Annotated in this window: 15 protein-coding genes; 10 read left to right on the top strand and 5 right to left on the bottom strand. The window is 54.8% G+C overall.

Annotated features, from left to right (window positions below; genetic code table 11):
• Positions 1-45 precede the first annotated feature (45 nt).
• On the top strand, positions 46-2,514 hold the full coding sequence (locus tag CLV80_RS06480; RefSeq protein WP_106356179.1) for an ATP-dependent helicase: 2,469 nt from the start codon (positions 46-48) through the stop codon (positions 2,512-2,514).
• Here CLV80_RS06480 and CLV80_RS06475 read toward each other — a convergent pair.
• Positions 2,511-3,110, bottom strand: a complete 600-nt coding sequence (locus CLV80_RS06475; protein WP_106356073.1) for a LysE family translocator — start codon at positions 3,108-3,110, stop codon at positions 2,511-2,513. The genes CLV80_RS06480 and CLV80_RS06475 overlap by 4 nt on opposite strands.
• An 81-nt stretch (positions 3,111-3,191) precedes the next feature.
• Here CLV80_RS06475 and CLV80_RS06470 point away from each other — a divergent pair, with 81 nt between their 5' ends.
• Complete coding sequence (locus CLV80_RS06470) at positions 3,192-3,635, top strand: Lrp/AsnC family transcriptional regulator (protein WP_106356071.1); 444 nt, start codon at positions 3,192-3,194, stop codon at positions 3,633-3,635.
• Here CLV80_RS06470 and CLV80_RS06465 read toward each other — a convergent pair.
• Both CLV80_RS06465 and CLV80_RS06460 read right to left on the bottom strand, forming a co-directional pair.
• Positions 3,632-4,024: a group III truncated hemoglobin gene (locus CLV80_RS06465; protein ID WP_106356069.1), complete on the bottom strand. Its 393-nt coding sequence runs from the start codon at positions 4,022-4,024 to the stop codon at positions 3,632-3,634. The genes CLV80_RS06470 and CLV80_RS06465 overlap by 4 nt on opposite strands.
• A gap of 365 nt (positions 4,025-4,389) precedes the next feature.
• On the bottom strand, positions 4,390-4,605 hold the full coding sequence (locus CLV80_RS06460; RefSeq protein ID WP_106356067.1) for a DUF1127 domain-containing protein: 216 nt from the start codon (positions 4,603-4,605) through the stop codon (positions 4,390-4,392).
• 253 nt (positions 4,606-4,858) lie between these two features.
• Here CLV80_RS06460 and CLV80_RS06455 point away from each other — a divergent pair, with 253 nt between their 5' ends.
• The 8 genes from CLV80_RS06455 to mraY all read left to right on the top strand — a co-directional run bounded on the left by CLV80_RS06455 (position 4,859) and on the right by mraY (position 14,287).
• Positions 4,859-5,932 carry an Mrp/NBP35 family ATP-binding protein gene (locus CLV80_RS06455; protein WP_106356065.1) on the top strand — a complete coding sequence of 358 codons (1,074 nt, stop codon included), beginning with the start codon at positions 4,859-4,861 and terminating at the stop codon, positions 5,930-5,932.
• 710 nt (positions 5,933-6,642) lie between these two features.
• On the top strand, positions 6,643-7,137 hold the full coding sequence (locus CLV80_RS06450) for a division/cell wall cluster transcriptional repressor MraZ (RefSeq protein WP_106356064.1): 495 nt from the start codon (positions 6,643-6,645) through the stop codon (positions 7,135-7,137).
• Between the two features lie 9 nt (positions 7,138-7,146).
• Entirely contained in the window at positions 7,147-8,130 is a 984-nt protein-coding gene (gene rsmH / locus CLV80_RS06445; protein WP_106356062.1) for a 16S rRNA (cytosine(1402)-N(4))-methyltransferase RsmH, read from the top strand.
• A complete protein-coding gene (ftsL, locus tag CLV80_RS06440) occupies positions 8,131-8,490 on the top strand; it encodes a cell division protein FtsL (RefSeq protein ID WP_106356060.1) in 360 nt (119 codons plus the stop codon).
• On the top strand, positions 8,487-10,271 hold the full coding sequence (locus CLV80_RS06435; protein ID WP_106356058.1) for a peptidoglycan D,D-transpeptidase FtsI family protein: 1,785 nt from the start codon (positions 8,487-8,489) through the stop codon (positions 10,269-10,271). Before ftsL ends, CLV80_RS06435 begins: the two co-directional genes overlap by 4 nt.
• Before the next feature lie 12 nt (positions 10,272-10,283).
• The gene (locus CLV80_RS06430; RefSeq protein WP_106356055.1) at positions 10,284-11,771 is read left to right on the top strand and encodes a UDP-N-acetylmuramoyl-L-alanyl-D-glutamate--2,6-diaminopimelate ligase; all 1,488 of its coding nucleotides are present in this window, start codon (positions 10,284-10,286) and stop codon (positions 11,769-11,771) included.
• Entirely contained in the window at positions 11,768-13,195 is a 1,428-nt protein-coding gene (locus CLV80_RS06425; protein ID WP_106356052.1) for a UDP-N-acetylmuramoyl-tripeptide--D-alanyl-D-alanine ligase, read from the top strand. The genes CLV80_RS06430 and CLV80_RS06425 overlap by 4 nt, the downstream gene beginning before the upstream one ends.
• A gap of 9 nt (positions 13,196-13,204) precedes the next feature.
• The gene (mraY, locus tag CLV80_RS06420) at positions 13,205-14,287 is read left to right on the top strand and encodes a phospho-N-acetylmuramoyl-pentapeptide-transferase (protein ID WP_106356050.1); all 1,083 of its coding nucleotides are present in this window, start codon (positions 13,205-13,207) and stop codon (positions 14,285-14,287) included.
• 409 nt (positions 14,288-14,696) lie between these two features.
• On the opposite strand, the gene CLV80_RS06410 is transcribed toward mraY, so the two are convergent.
• Positions 14,697-15,179 carry a GNAT family N-acetyltransferase gene (locus CLV80_RS06410; RefSeq protein WP_106356046.1) on the bottom strand — a complete coding sequence of 161 codons (483 nt, stop codon included), beginning with the start codon at positions 15,177-15,179 and terminating at the stop codon, positions 14,697-14,699.
• Entirely contained in the window at positions 15,176-16,993 is a 1,818-nt protein-coding gene (locus CLV80_RS06405) for a M3 family oligoendopeptidase (RefSeq protein WP_106356044.1), read from the bottom strand. The genes CLV80_RS06410 and CLV80_RS06405 overlap by 4 nt, the downstream gene beginning before the upstream one ends.
• Positions 16,994-17,033 lie beyond the last annotated feature (40 nt).

Genomic DNA, 17,033 nt, shown 5'->3' with positions numbered 1-17,033 from the left:
GAACAAGGCTTTTCCTGCCTGCGGTTTGCGGGTATCGTGTCCAGCATGAATGATTTTTCCGAAGAAGACGCCTTTGAGGCTGCTGCCGTCCCGCTTAGCCAACGTGCAATGTCTGCGCGTCCGATGCCATATTTGGACAGCTTGAACCCAGCACAGCGCGAAGCGGTCGAGACGTTGAACGGTCCTGTCTTGATGTTGGCGGGTGCTGGCACGGGGAAGACAAAGGCGCTGACGACACGGATTGCGCATCTTTTGGCGACCGGAACGGCGCGGCCGCATGAAATCCTCGCGGTGACATTCACCAATAAGGCGGCCCGCGAAATGAAGTCGCGGATTGGGTCATTGATGGGCGAGGCTGTTGAGGGCATGCCTTGGCTTGGCACGTTCCACTCTGTCTGTGCAAAACTGCTGCGCCGTCATGCGGAATTAGTTGGGTTAAAGTCGAACTTTACCATTCTTGATACTGACGATCAGATTCGCCTGATGAAGCAGTTAATCGAGGCCGCTGGCATTGACGCAAAGCGTTGGCCGCCCCGCATGCTGTCCGGCATTATCGACAATTGGAAAAACAAGGCATGGACGCCTGATAACGTGCCTGTCGCAGATAGCGCTGCTTTTGATCATCAGGGTATCGCGCTTTACACGGCCTATCAGAAGCGCTTGCGCGACCTGAATGCTGTCGATTTCGGCGACATTCTTTTGCACATGGTCACGATCTTCCAAAAACACGAAGACGTGCTGGATCAATACCAACGCTGGTTCCGCTATATTCTGGTGGACGAGTATCAAGATACGAACGTTGCCCAATACCTGTGGCTGCGCCTGCTCGCGAGCAAGCATAAAAACATTTGCTGCGTCGGTGATGATGACCAGTCGATCTATGGTTGGCGCGGTGCCGAGGTGGGAAACATCCTACGGTTTGAAACTGACTTTCCGGGCGCGCATGTTGTGCGGCTTGAAGAAAATTATCGGTCTACGCCGCATATTCTGGCTGCTGCCTCTGGTGTGATTGCAGCAAACAAGGGGCGTCTGGGTAAGACGCTGTTTACGTCTCGTGAAGATGGAGAAAAGGTTCGCCTGATAGGTCATTGGGACGGCGAAGAAGAATCCCGCTGGGTTGGCGAAGAGATTGAAGCGATGCAGCGCGGCACGCGTGGCATGTCGCCACTCGGTTTGGATAGTATGGCGATCCTTGTCCGTGCGTCGCACCAGATGCGCGCCTTTGAGGATCGTTTTCTAAGCATCGGTTTGCCGTACCGCGTCATCGGTGGCCCGCGTTTCTATGAACGTATGGAGATCCGCGATGCGATGGCCTATTTCCGGCTCGCGGTCAGTCACGATGATGATCTCGCGTTTGAGCGGATCGTGAACACCCCAAAACGTGGACTAGGCGATAAGGCTGTTCAGACCATCCAACGCACGGCACGCGACAATGACGTGTCTTTGGTCGAAGGTGCGCGGCTTGTTTGCCAAGGTAAATTGCTGGGCGGCAAGGGCCTGAAAGAATTGACGATTTTGGTCGATGGGCTTGACCGTTGGCGTTCCGTCACGCGTGGGCCTGCGATGCCTGTGATCGATGACGATGCGGTTCTGGATGACGGTCTGGTTGATGCCGGGTTTGGCACGGAAGCTGCCGATTATAACCACGTTGAACTGGCCGAGATGATTTTGGACGAATCTGGCTACACCGGGTTTTGGCAAAACGATAAAACGCCAGAGGCGCCGGGGCGGCTCGAAAACCTAAAAGAATTGGTTAAAGCGCTTGAGAATTTTGAGAACCTGCAAGGGTTCCTCGAACATGTCAGCCTGATCATGGACAATGAAACAGAAGAACAGGGCGAGAAGGTCAGCATCATGACGCTTCACGCGGCTAAGGGTCTTGAGTTTCCAGCGGTGTTTTTGCCCGGTTGGGAAGACGGATTGTTCCCGTCCCAGCGGTCAATGGATGAAAGCGGGCTAAAGGGATTAGAGGAAGAACGGCGGCTAGCCTATGTCGGTATCACGCGGGCCGAGGAATTATGCACGATTTCCTTCGCCGCTAACCGACGGGTCTACGGGCAGTGGCAATCGCAGCTGCCGTCGCGCTTCATCGACGAATTACCAGAGCAACATGTAGAGGTGCTGACGCCTCCGGGGTTGTACGGTGGGAATTATGGTGCGGCGGGCATGTCTGCCAGCGCGTCCCCGGCAATTGCTGGCGCGGCGAAGTCGACGCTGCACGAGAAAGCCCATTCCGCTGACGTCTACGATTCGCCCGGTTGGAAGCGCCTTCAAAGCCGCAGCCAACAGCGCGGAACGTCCGCGACGCCGCGGGCGCAAAGCGTCACCATTGATCTTGAGGCTGTCAGTGCCTTTACGGTCGGTGATCGCGTGTTCCATCAGAAATTCGGCTATGGTGAATTGATGGGGATCGAGGGCGATAAGCTGGTGATCGAATTCGATAAGGCCGGGTCAAAGCACGTCGTCGCACGTTTTATCGTGGCGGCTGATCAGGCGGATGACATTCCGTTTTAATGGGTCAGAATCGGATAGAGCGACGCGACCAGTAACAGTGCCATCGTGATGTTAAAGAAACGGAGTCTGGTTGAGGTGCCGAGCCAGCGTCTGACCTGAACGCCCATCCATGCCCAGACCGAAACCGAGGGTAGGTTGGTTGCCGCAAAAACGCAGGCTACAATGAGCGAGCCAAAGAAAATGCCGCGATCTTGTGGTGCGTACCCGCTGATTGCGGTGATCGCCATCGACCATGCCTTTGGGTTTACCCATTGAAATGCTGCGGCTTGCAGGAAGGTAAAGGGCTTACCAGTAGGGGCTTTGTCGCTTGGCGGTGCCGCGTTCGCGATTTTCCATGCCAGCCAAAGCATATAGCCCACGCTCAGCACCTTTAGAATCGTATTGAGCACAGGGAATTGTTCAAAAAGCTGCAAAAGAACCAGCCCAACGACCACGACCATAAACGCATGACCCAGCGAAATGCCGAACATATGCGGTAAGGTGCGCCGCAAGCCGTAATTTGCGCCTGACGCCATCAGCATCAGGTTGTTTGGACCGGGGGTGATTGACGTCGCAAAGGCAAAGCCAATCAGGGCTGTTAAGATTTCGTAATTCATCGCACAATAATGCACGAAGAATCACGCAATGAAATTTCTTATTGTTTGTAGTTTGCATATTTGCAGCAATGAATGGCGTAGATGGATCCGATTAACGACAAGATATTGCGCGTATTGTCCCGCGATGGTCGCATTAGCAATCTGCAGCTCGCTGATCAGGTCGGGCGGTCGCCTTCTGCTTGCTTGCGGCGCGTACAAGAATTGGAGCGTACCGGCGTGATTCAGGGATACCGCGCCAGATTCGATCCGGCCCAAACCGGGCGGGCCTATGTGGTTTATGTCGCCGTTGGATTGGCCGAGCATACGAAGGCCGCGCAAGATGGGTTTGAGCAGGCCATGGAAAACGCAGATCAGGTGGTTGAATGCCACAATGTCGCTGGTGCGTTTGAATATATGCTGCGTGTCGAGGTCGCCGATTTGCCTGCCTATAAGGCGTTTCACACGGAAATCTTGGGAACTGTGCCGCATGTGCGTTCGATCACGAGCTATATGGTGATGGGCTCGCCAAAGGATACGCGCGCCTAGGTCAGGGTGGGCGGTCCTTCGGTTGGCTCAACGCCGTAACGCAACCCGCGGCCGATACGGTGGGCTAGTGTCGACCATGATGCAGCTGTGTCGGTGGGTAGATTTTTGGCCAGAATCGTATCGAACAGTCCCAACCAAATATCAAAATGTTCGGGGCGCACATTTCCTGCACGCATATGTGCCTGCATCGGATTGCCGTCATAGCTCCGTTCAAACAGAATCGCATTGCGCCAAAAGCCCGCGATTTTTGATTCGTGGCTGGGCCAATCGGTGACGTGTTTCGCAAAGATTGGGCCAATCTCTGGGTTCGTGCGGACGGCGGTATAGAACTGTTTCACGACCAGGGTGATTTGATCTGCAGTGATTGGAAATCTTGGCGGCATGCTCATGTTGCATGTCTATCGGGCAAAACCGTTGCGCTGCAATTGCGGAATACCGTTTGTACATAAAAAAACGGTCATGCCCGGGAGGAGGTGGGCATGACCGTCTCTATGATCAGCGCCTGCCTGCTCTGGGAGGAGAAGAGCGAGGCGCTTCCTCGCGGGCGTTGCTCGGGAGGAGGTGAGCGCGGCCTGCGGTATGATCGGTTCCGCCGGGAGGAGGTGGCGGTTCCGAAACTGGTGTAAAGTGGCGACATCCGGGAGGAGGTGAATGTCGCCACCTTATGTGTGACCCAAGCTCAGGGAGGAGGAGGAGCGTTGGGTCGTTTCAGAACTGTCTTTTCAGGGAGGAAGCGACAGTTCCGATCTCGTTATTAGTTGCCGTATGCAGCTTCTAGAGCGATACGTTTGATTTCTGAACGACCCAGGCCAAGATCAGCCAGTTCGCGGTTGCTAAGAGCCTGCAGCTCGTTAACTGTTGTTGTGTACACTTTGCGGTTTGCCAGTTTCTGAGCGATCTCAGCGCGGAAAGCGGAGAAGCGTGCTGCAAAAGAAGCGCCAGCGAATTGTGTTTGTGTTTGGTATGTCATGTTACTTACTCGTCTATCTCATTACGTCGTTGCGACCCGTGTCGCTTTGGTTGTCCTCCTTATGAAGGATTATGCTGCAGCTGCACAACGGACGATTGGTCATTGCTGCTATGCAGAAAATGCATAAGCATCGCTGACCTAACGTCATCAATCTGTAGTATTCTTATGCAGATCGGCCCTAGGGCTTGTGGTTTGCATAAAACGTGCCAGATGTTGGTCACGAAATAGACGCTTTATAAACAAGGGGCCTGCTATGGCGATTACGCGTGATGAAATTCTAAGCGAACTTGCGCGGCTGACGTTGCCGGGCGGTGAGAATCTGGTTTCGCGCGATATGATCCGGGCGTTGACCATCGAATCTGGTGCCGTCCGTTTTGTTATTGAGGCCGCAGATCCGGCAGAGGCCGCCAAGATGGACGCGATCCGTGTCGCAGCTGAAGAACTTGTGCGGGGTATGGACGGTGTCGATTCCGTGTCTGTCGTTCTTACAGCACATGGCCCGGCACCCAAGGCGCCAGAAGCCCCATCGTTGAAGGTAGGTCGTCACCCGACACCGCAGGCCGGTCCGGCACCTGTCGCTGGCGTAGACCGCATTTTGGCGATCGGGTCCGGTAAGGGTGGCGTTGGTAAGTCGACAGTATCTTCTAACCTTGCCGTGGCATTGGCGCGCGAGGGGCGTCGTGTGGGTTTGTTGGATGCTGATATATATGGTCCCAGTCAGCCGCGCATGATGGGCGTCAATAAGCGCCCAGCCAGCCCAGATGGTAAAACCATTATTCCGCTACAAGCACATGGCGTCACTATGATGTCGATTGGTTTAATGGTGGACCCGGACAAGGCGGTCGTGTGGCGTGGCCCTATGTTGATGGGTGCACTTCAGCAAATGCTGGGGCAGGTTGAGTGGGGTGAATTAGACGTTCTTATCGTCGATCTGCCGCCCGGTACGGGTGATGTGCAGCTCACATTATGTCAAAAGACTAATCTGACTGGCGCAGTCGTGGTGAGCACCCCGCAAGATGTCGCACTCATTGATGCGCGAAAGGCGATTGATATGTTCAACACGCTAAAGACGCCTGTCCTTGGTCTGATCGAAAACATGTCGACGTTCCATTGCCCGAATTGCGGTCATGAGTCCCATATCTTTGGTCACGGCGGTGTTGCGGCAGAGGCGGACAGGATGGGTGTGCCTTTGCTGGGGGCTTTGCCGATTGATCTTGATACGCGGCTGGCAGGTGACGCTGGTACGCCAATCGCAGCAGGGGATGGACCAATGGCCGACGCTTACCGCCAGCTTGCCCGGCGGTTCATTGACGGCGGGATGGCTTAGAGCCAACACAAAGACACTATATCTGTCAGTTTGGGCGGCGAGCATTTGCTTTGCCGCCCTTTTTGTTGGCGGGGTGGCCCTGTGGCCGGAATGCCACGGCCGTTGCGACGTTCTGGTGGGTATGGTTGGGAAACTATGGAACCCCAATGTGATTCGACGCTAGGGGCGCCTCTGAGCGGGTCGAAATGAATTATTTATCCAAATATTCATTTTTAGAATCTGTTCGGGCGTCAAGTGACGCCAATAATGTGGAAATTTCTGGAACTTTTTTTGGGCGAGCTAGTGGCACAACATGTTGTGCCTTGTTTTGTCTTGTTCGCTACAATTTCTGTAAAAATTGCGTGATTCGTCTTGGGGTGTAATCCTGTGTCGGCGGAATTCCCCATCAGGTTCCATGAATTCCCAGAAAACTGTTGATCGCATCGCGTTCTGCTGTCAAAACAGTTGCACGGTAACGGCGAACACGACTTCAAACGGGGCGCAAAAGAACCCCAACCGGCAAAAGCAGGTTTCATACAGGCTTCGTCTTTACTCAAAACAGATCCGGCGCGTGAGCGAGCAGACATCCCCCCAGGTGGCACGCGCAGTCGGACTTTTCCCCCAACGTGGGGCAAGGCGGCGGATTGTGCAGTGGCAGCAGCGCAATTCGCCGTTTCTACATTCAGGGCCGCAAGTTGCGGCGTAAGTGCAAGGTAAAGGGCCGAGGGACAGTGGTTCTAAGTTTCACAGGCGAACACACCCAAAAGGTGGACAGCAAGGGGCGCATGTCGATCCCGGCTGATTTTCGTCGTGTGCTTGAAGCTGGTGACCCCGAATGGACGACAGGTCTGTTCCCGCGTATGTACCTTTTGTACGGTGACCACCTGAAAAACGAACTTCACGGTTATACTGTTAACGAATTCACCGCTTTGGTCGATCAGATCAATGCGATGCCGCGGGGTTCCGCGAACAAGAAGAAACTGTCGCGTTTGATTATCGGTCAGTCCATCAAATTGGACGTCGACAAGGATGGTCGCACGGTTATGCCGATCAAGCAGCGTCAAAAGCTTGGCTTGACTGATGGTGAACTTAAGTTCAGTGGCCTTGGCGATCACTTTGAAATTTGGAAAGCCGAAACATACGCCGAAGAGATCGTGGATGATTTGACTGGCTGGCTGGATGAGCAGGGCGAGGACTTTGATCCGCTAAGCCTTTTGGACGATTAGGGGATTACGATGTCAGCTGCCTCCGACGATAAACCTCATATTCCTGTTCTGATTAGACCGCTGATTGCAGCGGTCTCTCCTGTTTCTGGTGTCTGGCTTGATGGGACCTTTGGTGCTGGCGGTTATACCCGAGAATTGTTGGCGGCCGGCGCTGATCAGGTCATCGCTGTAGACCGTGATCCACTGGCATTTGAAATGGCCGCAGAGTGGGCCGATGCCTATGGTGACCGGATCAAAATGCAGCTTGGTACGTTTTCAAAGCTAGATGAATATGCATCCGATTTGGATGGCGTGGTGCTGGACCTTGGCGTCAGCTCTATGCAGCTTGATCTGGCAGAGCGCGGGTTTTCGTTCATGCGTGACGGGCCGCTGGATATGCGGATGTCGCAGGACGGGCCTTCGGCTGCTGATCTTGTGAACACTGCTGACGAATCTGAACTTGCTAATATTATCTTTCTGTATGGTGAAGAGCGTGCATCCCGGCGTATCGCGCGTGCGATTGTTGCTGCGCGTCCGCTGACGACGACTTTGCAATTGGCGAAGGTGGTCGAAAGCTGTTTGCCGCGTGCAAAGCCAAATCAGTCACACCCGGCGACACGTACCTTTCAGGCGCTTCGCATTGCGGTGAACAATGAATATGGCGAATTGGCCGAAGGGTTGATGGCCGCTGAACGCGCGCTGAAGCCCGGTGGTAAGTTGGCTGTCGTGACATTCCATTCCGTCGAAGATCGTATGGTTAAACGTTTCTTGCAGGCGCGTTCTGGTAACACGGCAAATGCAAACCGTTATGCGCCCGAGGTCGAACAAATTACTCCGGCGTTCCGTATCGAAAAGCGCAAAGCAATCGGTCCGGACGCCGAAGAATTGGCGGAAAACCCGCGTTCGCGTTCCGCCAAATTGCGTGTTGCAATCCGTACTGATGCACCGGCGCAGAATATTGATCCTGCTGACCTTGGCATGCCAATGAAAAAGAACAAAAAGGGGGGCAGGTAAGTGCGTGGTATTTTATTTGTTGTCGCCGCTCTTGCAGTGATGGGGTTGGCCTTTTGGGCCTATCAGGAAAACTACAAAACGCAGGCGACTATCCGCGAAGTCCGTGAGCTGCACGCGCAAATTGGCGCGTCACATGAACGGCTAAGCATGTTGCGGGCGGAGTGGGCCTATTTGAATCGCCCGGATCGTCTAGCGGATTTGGCTGAACTGAACTTTGACCGCTTGGGTCTATTGCCAATCATGCCTGATGCGTTTGGTCGTGTTGATCAGATTATCTATCCTCTGCCACCAATCCTACCGATTACGAACCCGATTGAACTATCGAGCGATGCGTTTCAAAGCGTGGAGAACCCGCTATGACCCGCACGCCGCTCAGACCGCTGGCTCGGATTTTGAAAGCGCGGGAAACCGGCGAAAACCCTGATGTGATCGAAGCCGAAATTCGTGCCAAGCGTCACGAGGAAATGCACGACAAGTCCCGCCAGCGCGCCGAAGGGCGGCTGTTGGTGTTGGGGCTTGCTTTCTTTTGCGCGTTTACAACCATCGGCGCACGCATGGGCACGCTTGCTTCGTCAGTGCCGGAAGAGCCGCGCGCGACGACAGTCGGCAACCCGATTATCGGGCAGCGGTCTGATATTGTTGATAGAAATGGACGCATCCTAGCGACCAACCTTGCGACCCATTCGCTATACGCACACCCACGCGACATGGTTGATCCGGCGAATGCCGCCAAAGGCCTTGCCGCAATTTTTCCTGAACTGGACGAAGCTGAACTGCTTGCCGATTTTATAGGCGAGCGGAAATTCCTATGGATTCGCCGCCAGATCAGCCCAGAGCAGATGCAAGCGGTGCACGACATTGGTAGCCCGGGCTTGCTGTTTGGTCCGCGTGAAATGCGCCTATATCCAAACGGTTCAGTTGCGGCTCATATTTTAGGTGGCGCCAGCTATGGTCGCGAAGGCGTAGCAAGCGCCGAGGTGATCGGCGTAGCGGGTGTTGAGCGTCAATTCGATGGTTTCTTGCGTGATCCCGCGAACGAGGGAGCACCGCTTGAGCTATCCTTGGATTTGACCGTGCAGGCGGCATCTGAACAGGTGCTTGCTGGCGGTATGTCTATCATGTCGGCCAAAGGTGCTGCGTCCGTCTTGATGGATGTGCACACCGGCGAGATCATTTCGATGGTGTCGCTGCCAGACTTTGATCCCAACAACCGGCCACGCGTGCTAACAAGTGGTGATCAGTCTGACAGCCCGTTGTTTAACCGTGCGGTGCAGGGTGTTTACGAGCTTGGTTCCACCTTCAAGATTTTCGCGGTCGCGCAAGCGATGGAGTTGGGCCTAATCAACGCCAACACAATGATCGATACTCAGGGCCCGCTGACATGGGGCCGATTCCGTATTCGCGATTTCCACGACTATGGTCCCGAGCTTACGTCAACTGATGTGATCGTCGAATCGTCGAACGTTGGAACTGCCCGTATCGCAATGCAAATCGGTGCAGATCGTCAGCGTGATTTCTTGGGCTCACTCGGGTTTCTTGAGGCTACGTCGGTTGAAATGGGCGAAGCCGCGTCTGGTAAGCCATTGCTGCCCGCCAATTGGTCCGAGATATCGGCCATGACAATTTCATATGGTCACGGGCTGTCATCATCCCCTGTGCACCTTGCAACGGCCTATGCCTCGATCGCGAACGGCGGTCATCGGGTGGAACCAACATTGCTGCGTGTTGAGACACCTGAAGTGGGACCGCGCATCTTAAGTGATGCTGTAAGCCAAAGCGCGATTCACATGCTACGTCAGGTAGTTGTACGCGGTACCGCGTCACTGGGCGAGGTTGCCGGATACGAGGTCGCCGGCAAAACCGGGACTGCGGATAAGCCGCGTGAAAACGGTGGCGGCTATTACGATGATAAGGTCATCGCGACATTTGCGTCTGTCTTTCCTGCAAGCGATCCAAAGTATGTTTTGATCGTGACGCTGGATGAACCTTCGGTTTACACGCTTGGTGAAACACGCCGTACCGCAGGCTGGACAGCGGTGCCTGTTGCCGCGGAAATGATACGCCGCGTTGCACCGCTTTTGGGGCTGCGACCACACGTGGACACGCCCCAATCCATCGGTGTAACACTCACCTCAAACTGATCGGGGTAGACGATGAAAACACTGGCTGAACTGGGGCTGACGGCGGCAAACGGGCGCGAGGTCCAGATCACGGGGCTGACTGTAGATAGTCGTAACGTGAAACCCGGTAACCTGTTCGCGGCTTTGCCCGGCGCCACGGTCCACGGCGGTAATTTTATTGCAAAAGCGATTGAGCTGGGCGCAAGCGCCGTGCTGACGGATGCCGCTGGCGCAAAGATTGCGGCTGATGTTTTGGCTGCGTTAAATGTTGCAACCATCGTCGCCCAAGACCCACGCCAAACGCTAGCGCAAACTGCATCGCTTTGGTTTGGGGCCCATCCCGGTACGGTCGTCGCCGTGACAGGCACCAATGGTAAAACTTCGGTTTCGACTTTTTGTCGTCAAATCTGGGAAGAGCTGGGGCTGTTTGGTGTGAACCTAGGCACGACAGGCGTTGAAGGCGCTTGGACCCATCCGCTCAAACACACGACACCAGAACCGATCACATTGCATCGCGTGATGTCCGAGGCTGTTCAACATGGCGTCACTCATGTCGCGATGGAGGCATCTTCGCATGGCTTAGATCAACGCCGTTTGGACGGCGTGGTTCTTGCTGCCGCTGGATTTACGAATTTCACCCAAGACCACCTCGATTATCACGAAACGTTTGAAGCCTATTTCGAAGCAAAAATGGGTCTATTCACGCGTGTGCTGTCAGATGATGGTGTGGCTGTTGTGAATCTTGATGATCCCAAAGGGCCAGAGGTCGCTGAAATTTGCACGGAACGCGGCCAAGAGGTGATTGGTGTCGGGCGTCATCCCAGCGCGCGCCTGCGTCTGACGGGACAACGGTTCGATGCAACCGGACAAGATTTGCTGTTTGAATGGCAAGGCAAGGCGCAGCAAGTGCGGCTTGGTCTGATTGGCGGATTTCAGGCGGACAACGTGTTACTTGCTGCTGGCTTGGTTATAGCTGCTGGTGCTGAACCTGCGGACGTTTTTGATACCTTGCCGCACCTTGGTACGGTGCATGGCCGGATGGAGCTTGCTGCGACACGCGAAAACGGCGCAGCTGTGTTCGTTGATTATGCCCACACGCCTGATGCGGTGAAAACTGCGCTGACCGCGATGCGCCCGCATGTCATGGGCCGCATTATTGCGATTGTTGGTGCCGGTGGGGACCGTGATACAACCAAGCGCCCATTGATGGGGGCGGCTGCCGCGCAAAACGCTGATGTTGTAATCGTTACTGACGACAACCCACGCTCAGAAGATCCTGCGAAAATTCGTGCGGCGGTCATGGCTGGTGCGTTAGAGGCCGGCGGCGCAGACCACGTGACTGAGGTCGGCGACCGTGCCGAGGCGATTTTGCGTGCTGTTGATATGTTGCGTCCCGGTGATGCGCTCTTGGTTGCCGGTAAGGGACACGAGACAGGTCAAACCATCGGGGATTCTGTTCTTCCATTTGATGATGTCGAACAAGCAAGCATGGCAGTTGCAGTACTCGAAGGCAAAATATGATCAAGCTTTGGACCGGCGAAGATGTCGTGGCCGCGATAGGCGGTCATGGCCCTGATGATTGGTCCGCTACGGGTGTTTCTGTTGATACGCGCACGTTGCGCAAGGGCGATCTATTCGTCGCCCTGAAACATATCGCTGATGGGCACGATTACGTTGCCGAGGCCTTTGAAAAAGGCGCTGTTGCCGCGATCGTTTGCCAAGCCCCGACAGGTGTGTCCGATGACATGCGCCTTGTCACTGTGCCTGATACTCTCCGGGCGCTTCGTGATCTGGCGCGTGCGGCGCGGTTCCGGGCCAAGGCGCAGATCGTTGCGGTCACCGGGTCGGTCGGCAAAGCTTCTACCATTGGAATGCTGCGCATCATGCTTTCTGGACAAGGCACATGCCATGCGTCGCAGGCGTCTTATGTAAATCAATGGGATGTTCCGCTTAGCCTCGCGACGTTACCGCCAGACGCCGACTTTGCAGTGATCAAGATTGGCGCACGTCGACCCGGCGACATTGGCCCGCTTTCGCAGCTTGTTCAGCCGCATGTGGCTATCGTGACGCGAGTTGCCCCCGAACACCTAGAGGCATTCGGAAGCATCACCGCAATCGCACATGAAAAGGCATCGATCTTTGATGGGTTAGGCAAAGACGGCGTCGCAATCTTTCACGGTGATGATGAGACTGCCGTGCATTTGCGTGCAGGCACAGGCGAAGGCCTGCCCACCAGTTTTGGCAAGGCAGGCAATGATTGGGCGCTACGAAATGTGCGGCTTAGCCGGGACGTGACCGTGATTTTGGCGAACGGGCAGGGACAGGACTATTTGTTCAAGCTTTCGGTGCCGGGGCGGCACTTCGCGGTAAACGCGCTTGGTGCGCTCGCGGCTGTGACGGCGATGGGTGTTGATACTGTTACGGCTACGCTTGATCTTGCGCATTGGGCCCCGTCGACCGGGCGCGGTACGCGTGAACGGATTGTGCTCGACCCCGCAAATGATGGGGAAACGATTGAACTGTTGGATGATGCGTTCAACGCTAACCCGACATCTGTCGATACCTCGCTAGAAGTCATCGCAGCCTCTGAACCTCATGACAACGTAGGCCGGATCATCAAAGGACGGCGCGTTGTGATCCTTGGGGATATGGGCGGTTTGGGAGCAGGTGCCGCACAATTACATGGTGCCTTGGCACAAAACTGTCATTTGCAGAAAATGGATCAGGTCCATTGTGCCGGTCCGCTGATGTATCACTTGTGGCGCGCCTTGCCACAGCACCAGCGCGGGCAGTGGGCCGAAAGCCCCGCCGACCTTGTTCCCCAAGTTTCACGCATGTTGGACGCAGGCGATGTTGTGCTGGTTAAAGGGTCGGCTGGCAGTAAAATTAGTCTGGTCGTTGACGCCATCCGTAAACTGGGGCATCGCCGCCCCCAAGAAGAATAGGATTCCCTCATGCTTTATTGGCTTACGTCACTTTCCGATGGCGGCGACTTTTTCAACTTGTTCCGCTATATCACCTTCCGCGCGGGCGGGGCGTTCATGACGTCACTGCTGTTCGGTTTCATCTTTGGGCCGCCCCTAATCAACGTTCTGCGTCGCAAGCAGGGCAAAGGTCAGCCAATTCGCGACGATGGCCCCGAGGGACATTTTGCAAAGGCAGGCACCCCTACAATGGGTGGGCTGCTGATCGTTGGCGCGCTGACAACATCGACACTGCTTTGGGCGCGGCTTGATAACCCATTCGTATGGATGGTTCTGTTCGTGACGCTGTCATTTGCGGCGATCGGTTTCGCCGATGACTACGCCAAAGTATCAAAACAGAATACCGCAGGTGTATCCGGTAAGGTGCGTATTTTGCTGGGTATTTTGATTGCGGGCGTTGCTGGATATTGGGCCGCCGCTTACCACCCAGATGACCTAAGCAACCAGCTTGCCATGCCAGTATTCAAAGACACGCTGATCAACCTGGGCATTTTGTTTGTACCGTTTTCGGTTGTTGTGATCGTCGGCGCTGCGAATGCGGTGAACCTGACTGATGGGCTTGATGGATTGGCAATTATGCCTGTGATGATCGCCGCCGCGACCTTTGGGATCATCGCCTATGCAGTTGGCCGGACCGACTTTACAGAATATCTGGACGTTCACTACGTACCGCGTACGGGTGAAATCCTGATTTTCTGTGCCGGACTTATTGGCGGTGGACTTGGTTTCTTGTGGTATAATGCGCCACCTGCGGCTGTCTTTATGGGCGACACTGGGTCGCTTGCATTGGGCGGTGCACTTGGTGCCATTGCCGTTGCAACCAAGCACGAGATCGTCCTAGCCGTGGTCGGTGGTCTGTTCGTCGTCGAAGCCCTAAGCGTGATTATCCAAGTGCTGTACTTTAAACGTACCGGCAAACGCGTGTTCTTGATGGCGCCGATCCACCACCACTACGAGAAAAAGGGTTGGGCCGAACCGCAGATCGTCATCCGCTTCTGGATCATCTCATTGATCCTCGCGATGATCGGGCTGGCGACGCTGAAAGTCCGGTAAAGACAACAAAAAGATACGAATAGGGGCCAGCGCGGCCCCTATTTTACGTTCGCTACCGCGCTTCGATGAGGCTTATATGGTCCGAACTGCCGTAACCAACATTGACCATAACAAGAACACGCATAGTTTCGTGACGCATATTGGCCAGGGGTCGTCCGTGACTTGCTTCCCGGTGGCATACCGGAAGTAATAGCCCAAAATCGAATGGTCTTTACCATAGTGGCGTTTCCATTTGATGAATCCCAAAACGCCGAAGATGATTAGTGGCGAGGTGTAAAAGATCACCAGTCCAATGAATTTAATGATGGCAGTATAAACCTCCAAATTGAGTTCCTAGATCGGTTCGCTACTACTTGTATGGCAAAAGTGATCTGTTGGTAATTCAATAGCAATCAGGCTTATTAGGCATTCACAGAGTATGGAGCGGTAGTTTCAGGATTTTCTGCGGTCCTGCGCCGCCGTCCATGTACTGGGCGCCTGTATCGATAAACCCACCGCTGACATAGGCGCGATACGCGCCGGGATTACGTAGGTTGACCGTAAGCATGATCGCCTCGGCCTTTGGGTATGCAGCAGACAGATATGAATGGAGCTGCTGGCAACACGCCTTAGCAATGCCACGGCCTTGCTTGTGCTGATCAACCAGAAACGTCCGCAGGCCAAAGATACTGCGCGCGGCAAACTGGTGGTGGTTGTGAAACCCGCGATCGATGCGAAACATGCCCACGGTCGCGCCGTCAGACAAAATCACATGGACATCAATTGCGGGATCGTTCAGGTCGATGAATTCGGTGGGTTGCCCCGAAAACACGACCTGATCAGGTGCCACTGTAACCTGCCTCAGCTTGTCAGCTAGGGCAGGTGTGAGCGGCGTCAGCGTGACGGATGTCACTCTTCCATGGCCTCAAGTTCGTCTATGAAGCCTTCGATCATGGCTAGGCCCTTGTCCCAGAATTTTGGGTCGGACGCATCAAGGCCGAACGGCGCAAGTAGGTCTTTGTGGTGTTTGGATCCGCCCGCGCGCAGCATTTCGAAATACTTGGCTTGGAAATCAGCATCGCCTTCTGCGTATACGGCGTACAATGCGTTCACCAGCCCGTCGCCAAACGCATAGGCGTAGACGTAGAACGGGGAATGCACAAAGTGCGGGATGTAGGCCCAGAAGGTTTCATAGCCGGGTGCAAAGTCGAATACTTCACCTAATGATTCCGCCTGCACTGACATCCAAAGCGCGTTGATGTCGTCTGGCGTCAGCTCGCCTTCGGCGCGGGCTGCGTGCAGTTTGCATTCGAAATCGTAGAACGCGATCTGACGCACAACCGTATTGATCATGTCTTCGACTTTGCCTGCTAGCAGGACTTTGCGTTCTTCTTTGGTTTTTGCCCCGTCCAGAAGCTTCTGGAACGTTAGCATTTCACCAAACACAGATGCCGTTTCCGCGAGTGTCAGCGGGGTGGACGAGAGCAGTTCACCTTGTTCTGCTGCCAGAACTTGGTGCACGCCATGACCGAGTTCATGCGCAAGTGTCATGACATCGCGGGGTTTGCCCAGATAGTTCAGCATGACATAGGGGTGTACGGGTGTGACGGTAGGATGCGCGAATGCGCCGGGGGCCTTGCCGGGTTTAACAGCGGCGTCGATCCAGCCTTTGTCAAAGAACGGCTGTGCGATTTCGGCCATCTTTGGATCAAAGCTCGCGTAGGCATCCAACACGGTTTTTGTCGCCTCATCCCAATCAACGGTACGTGTCGTTTCCATCGGGAGGGGGGCGTTGCGGTCCCACGTCTGCATTCGATCAAGCCCAAGCCATTTGGCTTTCAGCGCGTAGTAACGGTGCGACAGGCGCGGGTAGGCAGCGACGACGGCGTTGCGCAGCGCTTCGACGACTTCAGGTTCGACATGGTTAGACAGGTGCCGGCCTGTTTGCGGGGTCGGCATCTTGCGCCAGCGGTCTTCGATCTCTTTTTCTTTGGCAAGCGTGTTGTGCACGCGAGAAAAGATTTTGATGTTGTCTTGAAAAACCTTCGCCAAAGCATGTGTCGCTGCTTCGCGTTTGCTGCGGTCTTGTTCGGTGAGCAGGTTTAGCGTCGCTTCAAGGTTTAGCGTTTCGCCATCGACGTCGAATTCAAGCCCGGCCATCGTTTCGTCAAACAACCGATTCCATGCGGCTGACCCAACAGTGGATTGGTCGTGCAGGAATTTCTCTAGCTCATCGGAAAGCTGATGCGGTTTCATCGCACGCATCCGGTCGAACACAGGTTTGTAACGGGCGAGGTCGTCGTTTGTGGCCAATAGCCCGGCAAGGTGGTCATCATCCAAGCGGTTAAATTCAAGGCCATAGAACACCAGCGGGGTAGTGAAGTTTGTAATCTTGTCTTGGCAGTCCGCCATGAATTTGGCGCGGTCACTATCTGTTGTGATTTGATAATAACGCAGCCCAGCAAAAGACATGATGCGCCCAGCGATCACGTCGATCTGTTCGTACCGCTGAACGGCTGCCAGAAGCCCTGCAGCGTCTAGCCTATCCAGTTTACCTTCATAATCACTCGCAAATGCGGCGCATTCGGTTTCGAGCCAGCCCATATCGCGCGTCAGTTCGGGGGCGTCTTCGCTTGTGTAAAGATCGCTCAAATCCCACTCAGGCAGATTGCCCAAGTCTTTTCCGCCACTGGCGTTTGCGTCGAATACGGGCTGTGGAAACTTCATATCATACCTCTGAACGGTTGTTTGCGCACAACATAGGTAT

This window comes from Yoonia maritima (assembly GCF_003003285.1).
Lineage (GTDB): Bacteria > Pseudomonadota > Alphaproteobacteria > Rhodobacterales > Rhodobacteraceae > Yoonia > Yoonia maritima.
This window is presented reverse-complemented; position numbering and strand designations above follow the sequence as displayed.

Excerpts from the sequence above, each read along its gene's own strand:
- CLV80_RS06480 (WP_106356179.1), top strand. The coding sequence starts at position 46 with ATGAATGATTTTTCCGAAGAAGACGCCTTTGAGGCTGCTGCCGTCCCG.
- CLV80_RS06465 (WP_106356069.1), bottom strand. The coding sequence starts at position 4,024 with ATGAGCATGCCGCCAAGATTTCCAATCACTGCAGATCAAATCACCCTG.
- CLV80_RS06460 (WP_106356067.1), bottom strand. The coding sequence starts at position 4,605 with ATGACATACCAAACACAAACACAATTCGCTGGCGCTTCTTTTGCAGCA.
- CLV80_RS06455 (WP_106356065.1), top strand. The coding sequence starts at position 4,859 with ATGGCGATTACGCGTGATGAAATTCTAAGCGAACTTGCGCGGCTGACG.
- CLV80_RS06405 (WP_106356044.1), bottom strand. The coding sequence starts at position 16,993 with ATGAAGTTTCCACAGCCCGTATTCGACGCAAACGCCAGTGGCGGAAAA.
- CLV80_RS06435 (WP_106356058.1), top strand. The coding sequence starts at position 8,487 with ATGACCCGCACGCCGCTCAGACCGCTGGCTCGGATTTTGAAAGCGCGG.
- rsmH (WP_106356062.1), top strand. The coding sequence starts at position 7,147 with ATGTCAGCTGCCTCCGACGATAAACCTCATATTCCTGTTCTGATTAGA.
- CLV80_RS06470 (WP_106356071.1), top strand. The coding sequence starts at position 3,192 with ATGGATCCGATTAACGACAAGATATTGCGCGTATTGTCCCGCGATGGT.
- CLV80_RS06425 (WP_106356052.1), top strand. The coding sequence starts at position 11,768 with ATGATCAAGCTTTGGACCGGCGAAGATGTCGTGGCCGCGATAGGCGGT.
- CLV80_RS06430 (WP_106356055.1), top strand. The coding sequence starts at position 10,284 with ATGAAAACACTGGCTGAACTGGGGCTGACGGCGGCAAACGGGCGCGAG.
- mraY (WP_106356050.1), top strand. The coding sequence starts at position 13,205 with ATGCTTTATTGGCTTACGTCACTTTCCGATGGCGGCGACTTTTTCAAC.
- CLV80_RS06475 (WP_106356073.1), bottom strand. The coding sequence starts at position 3,110 with ATGAATTACGAAATCTTAACAGCCCTGATTGGCTTTGCCTTTGCGACG.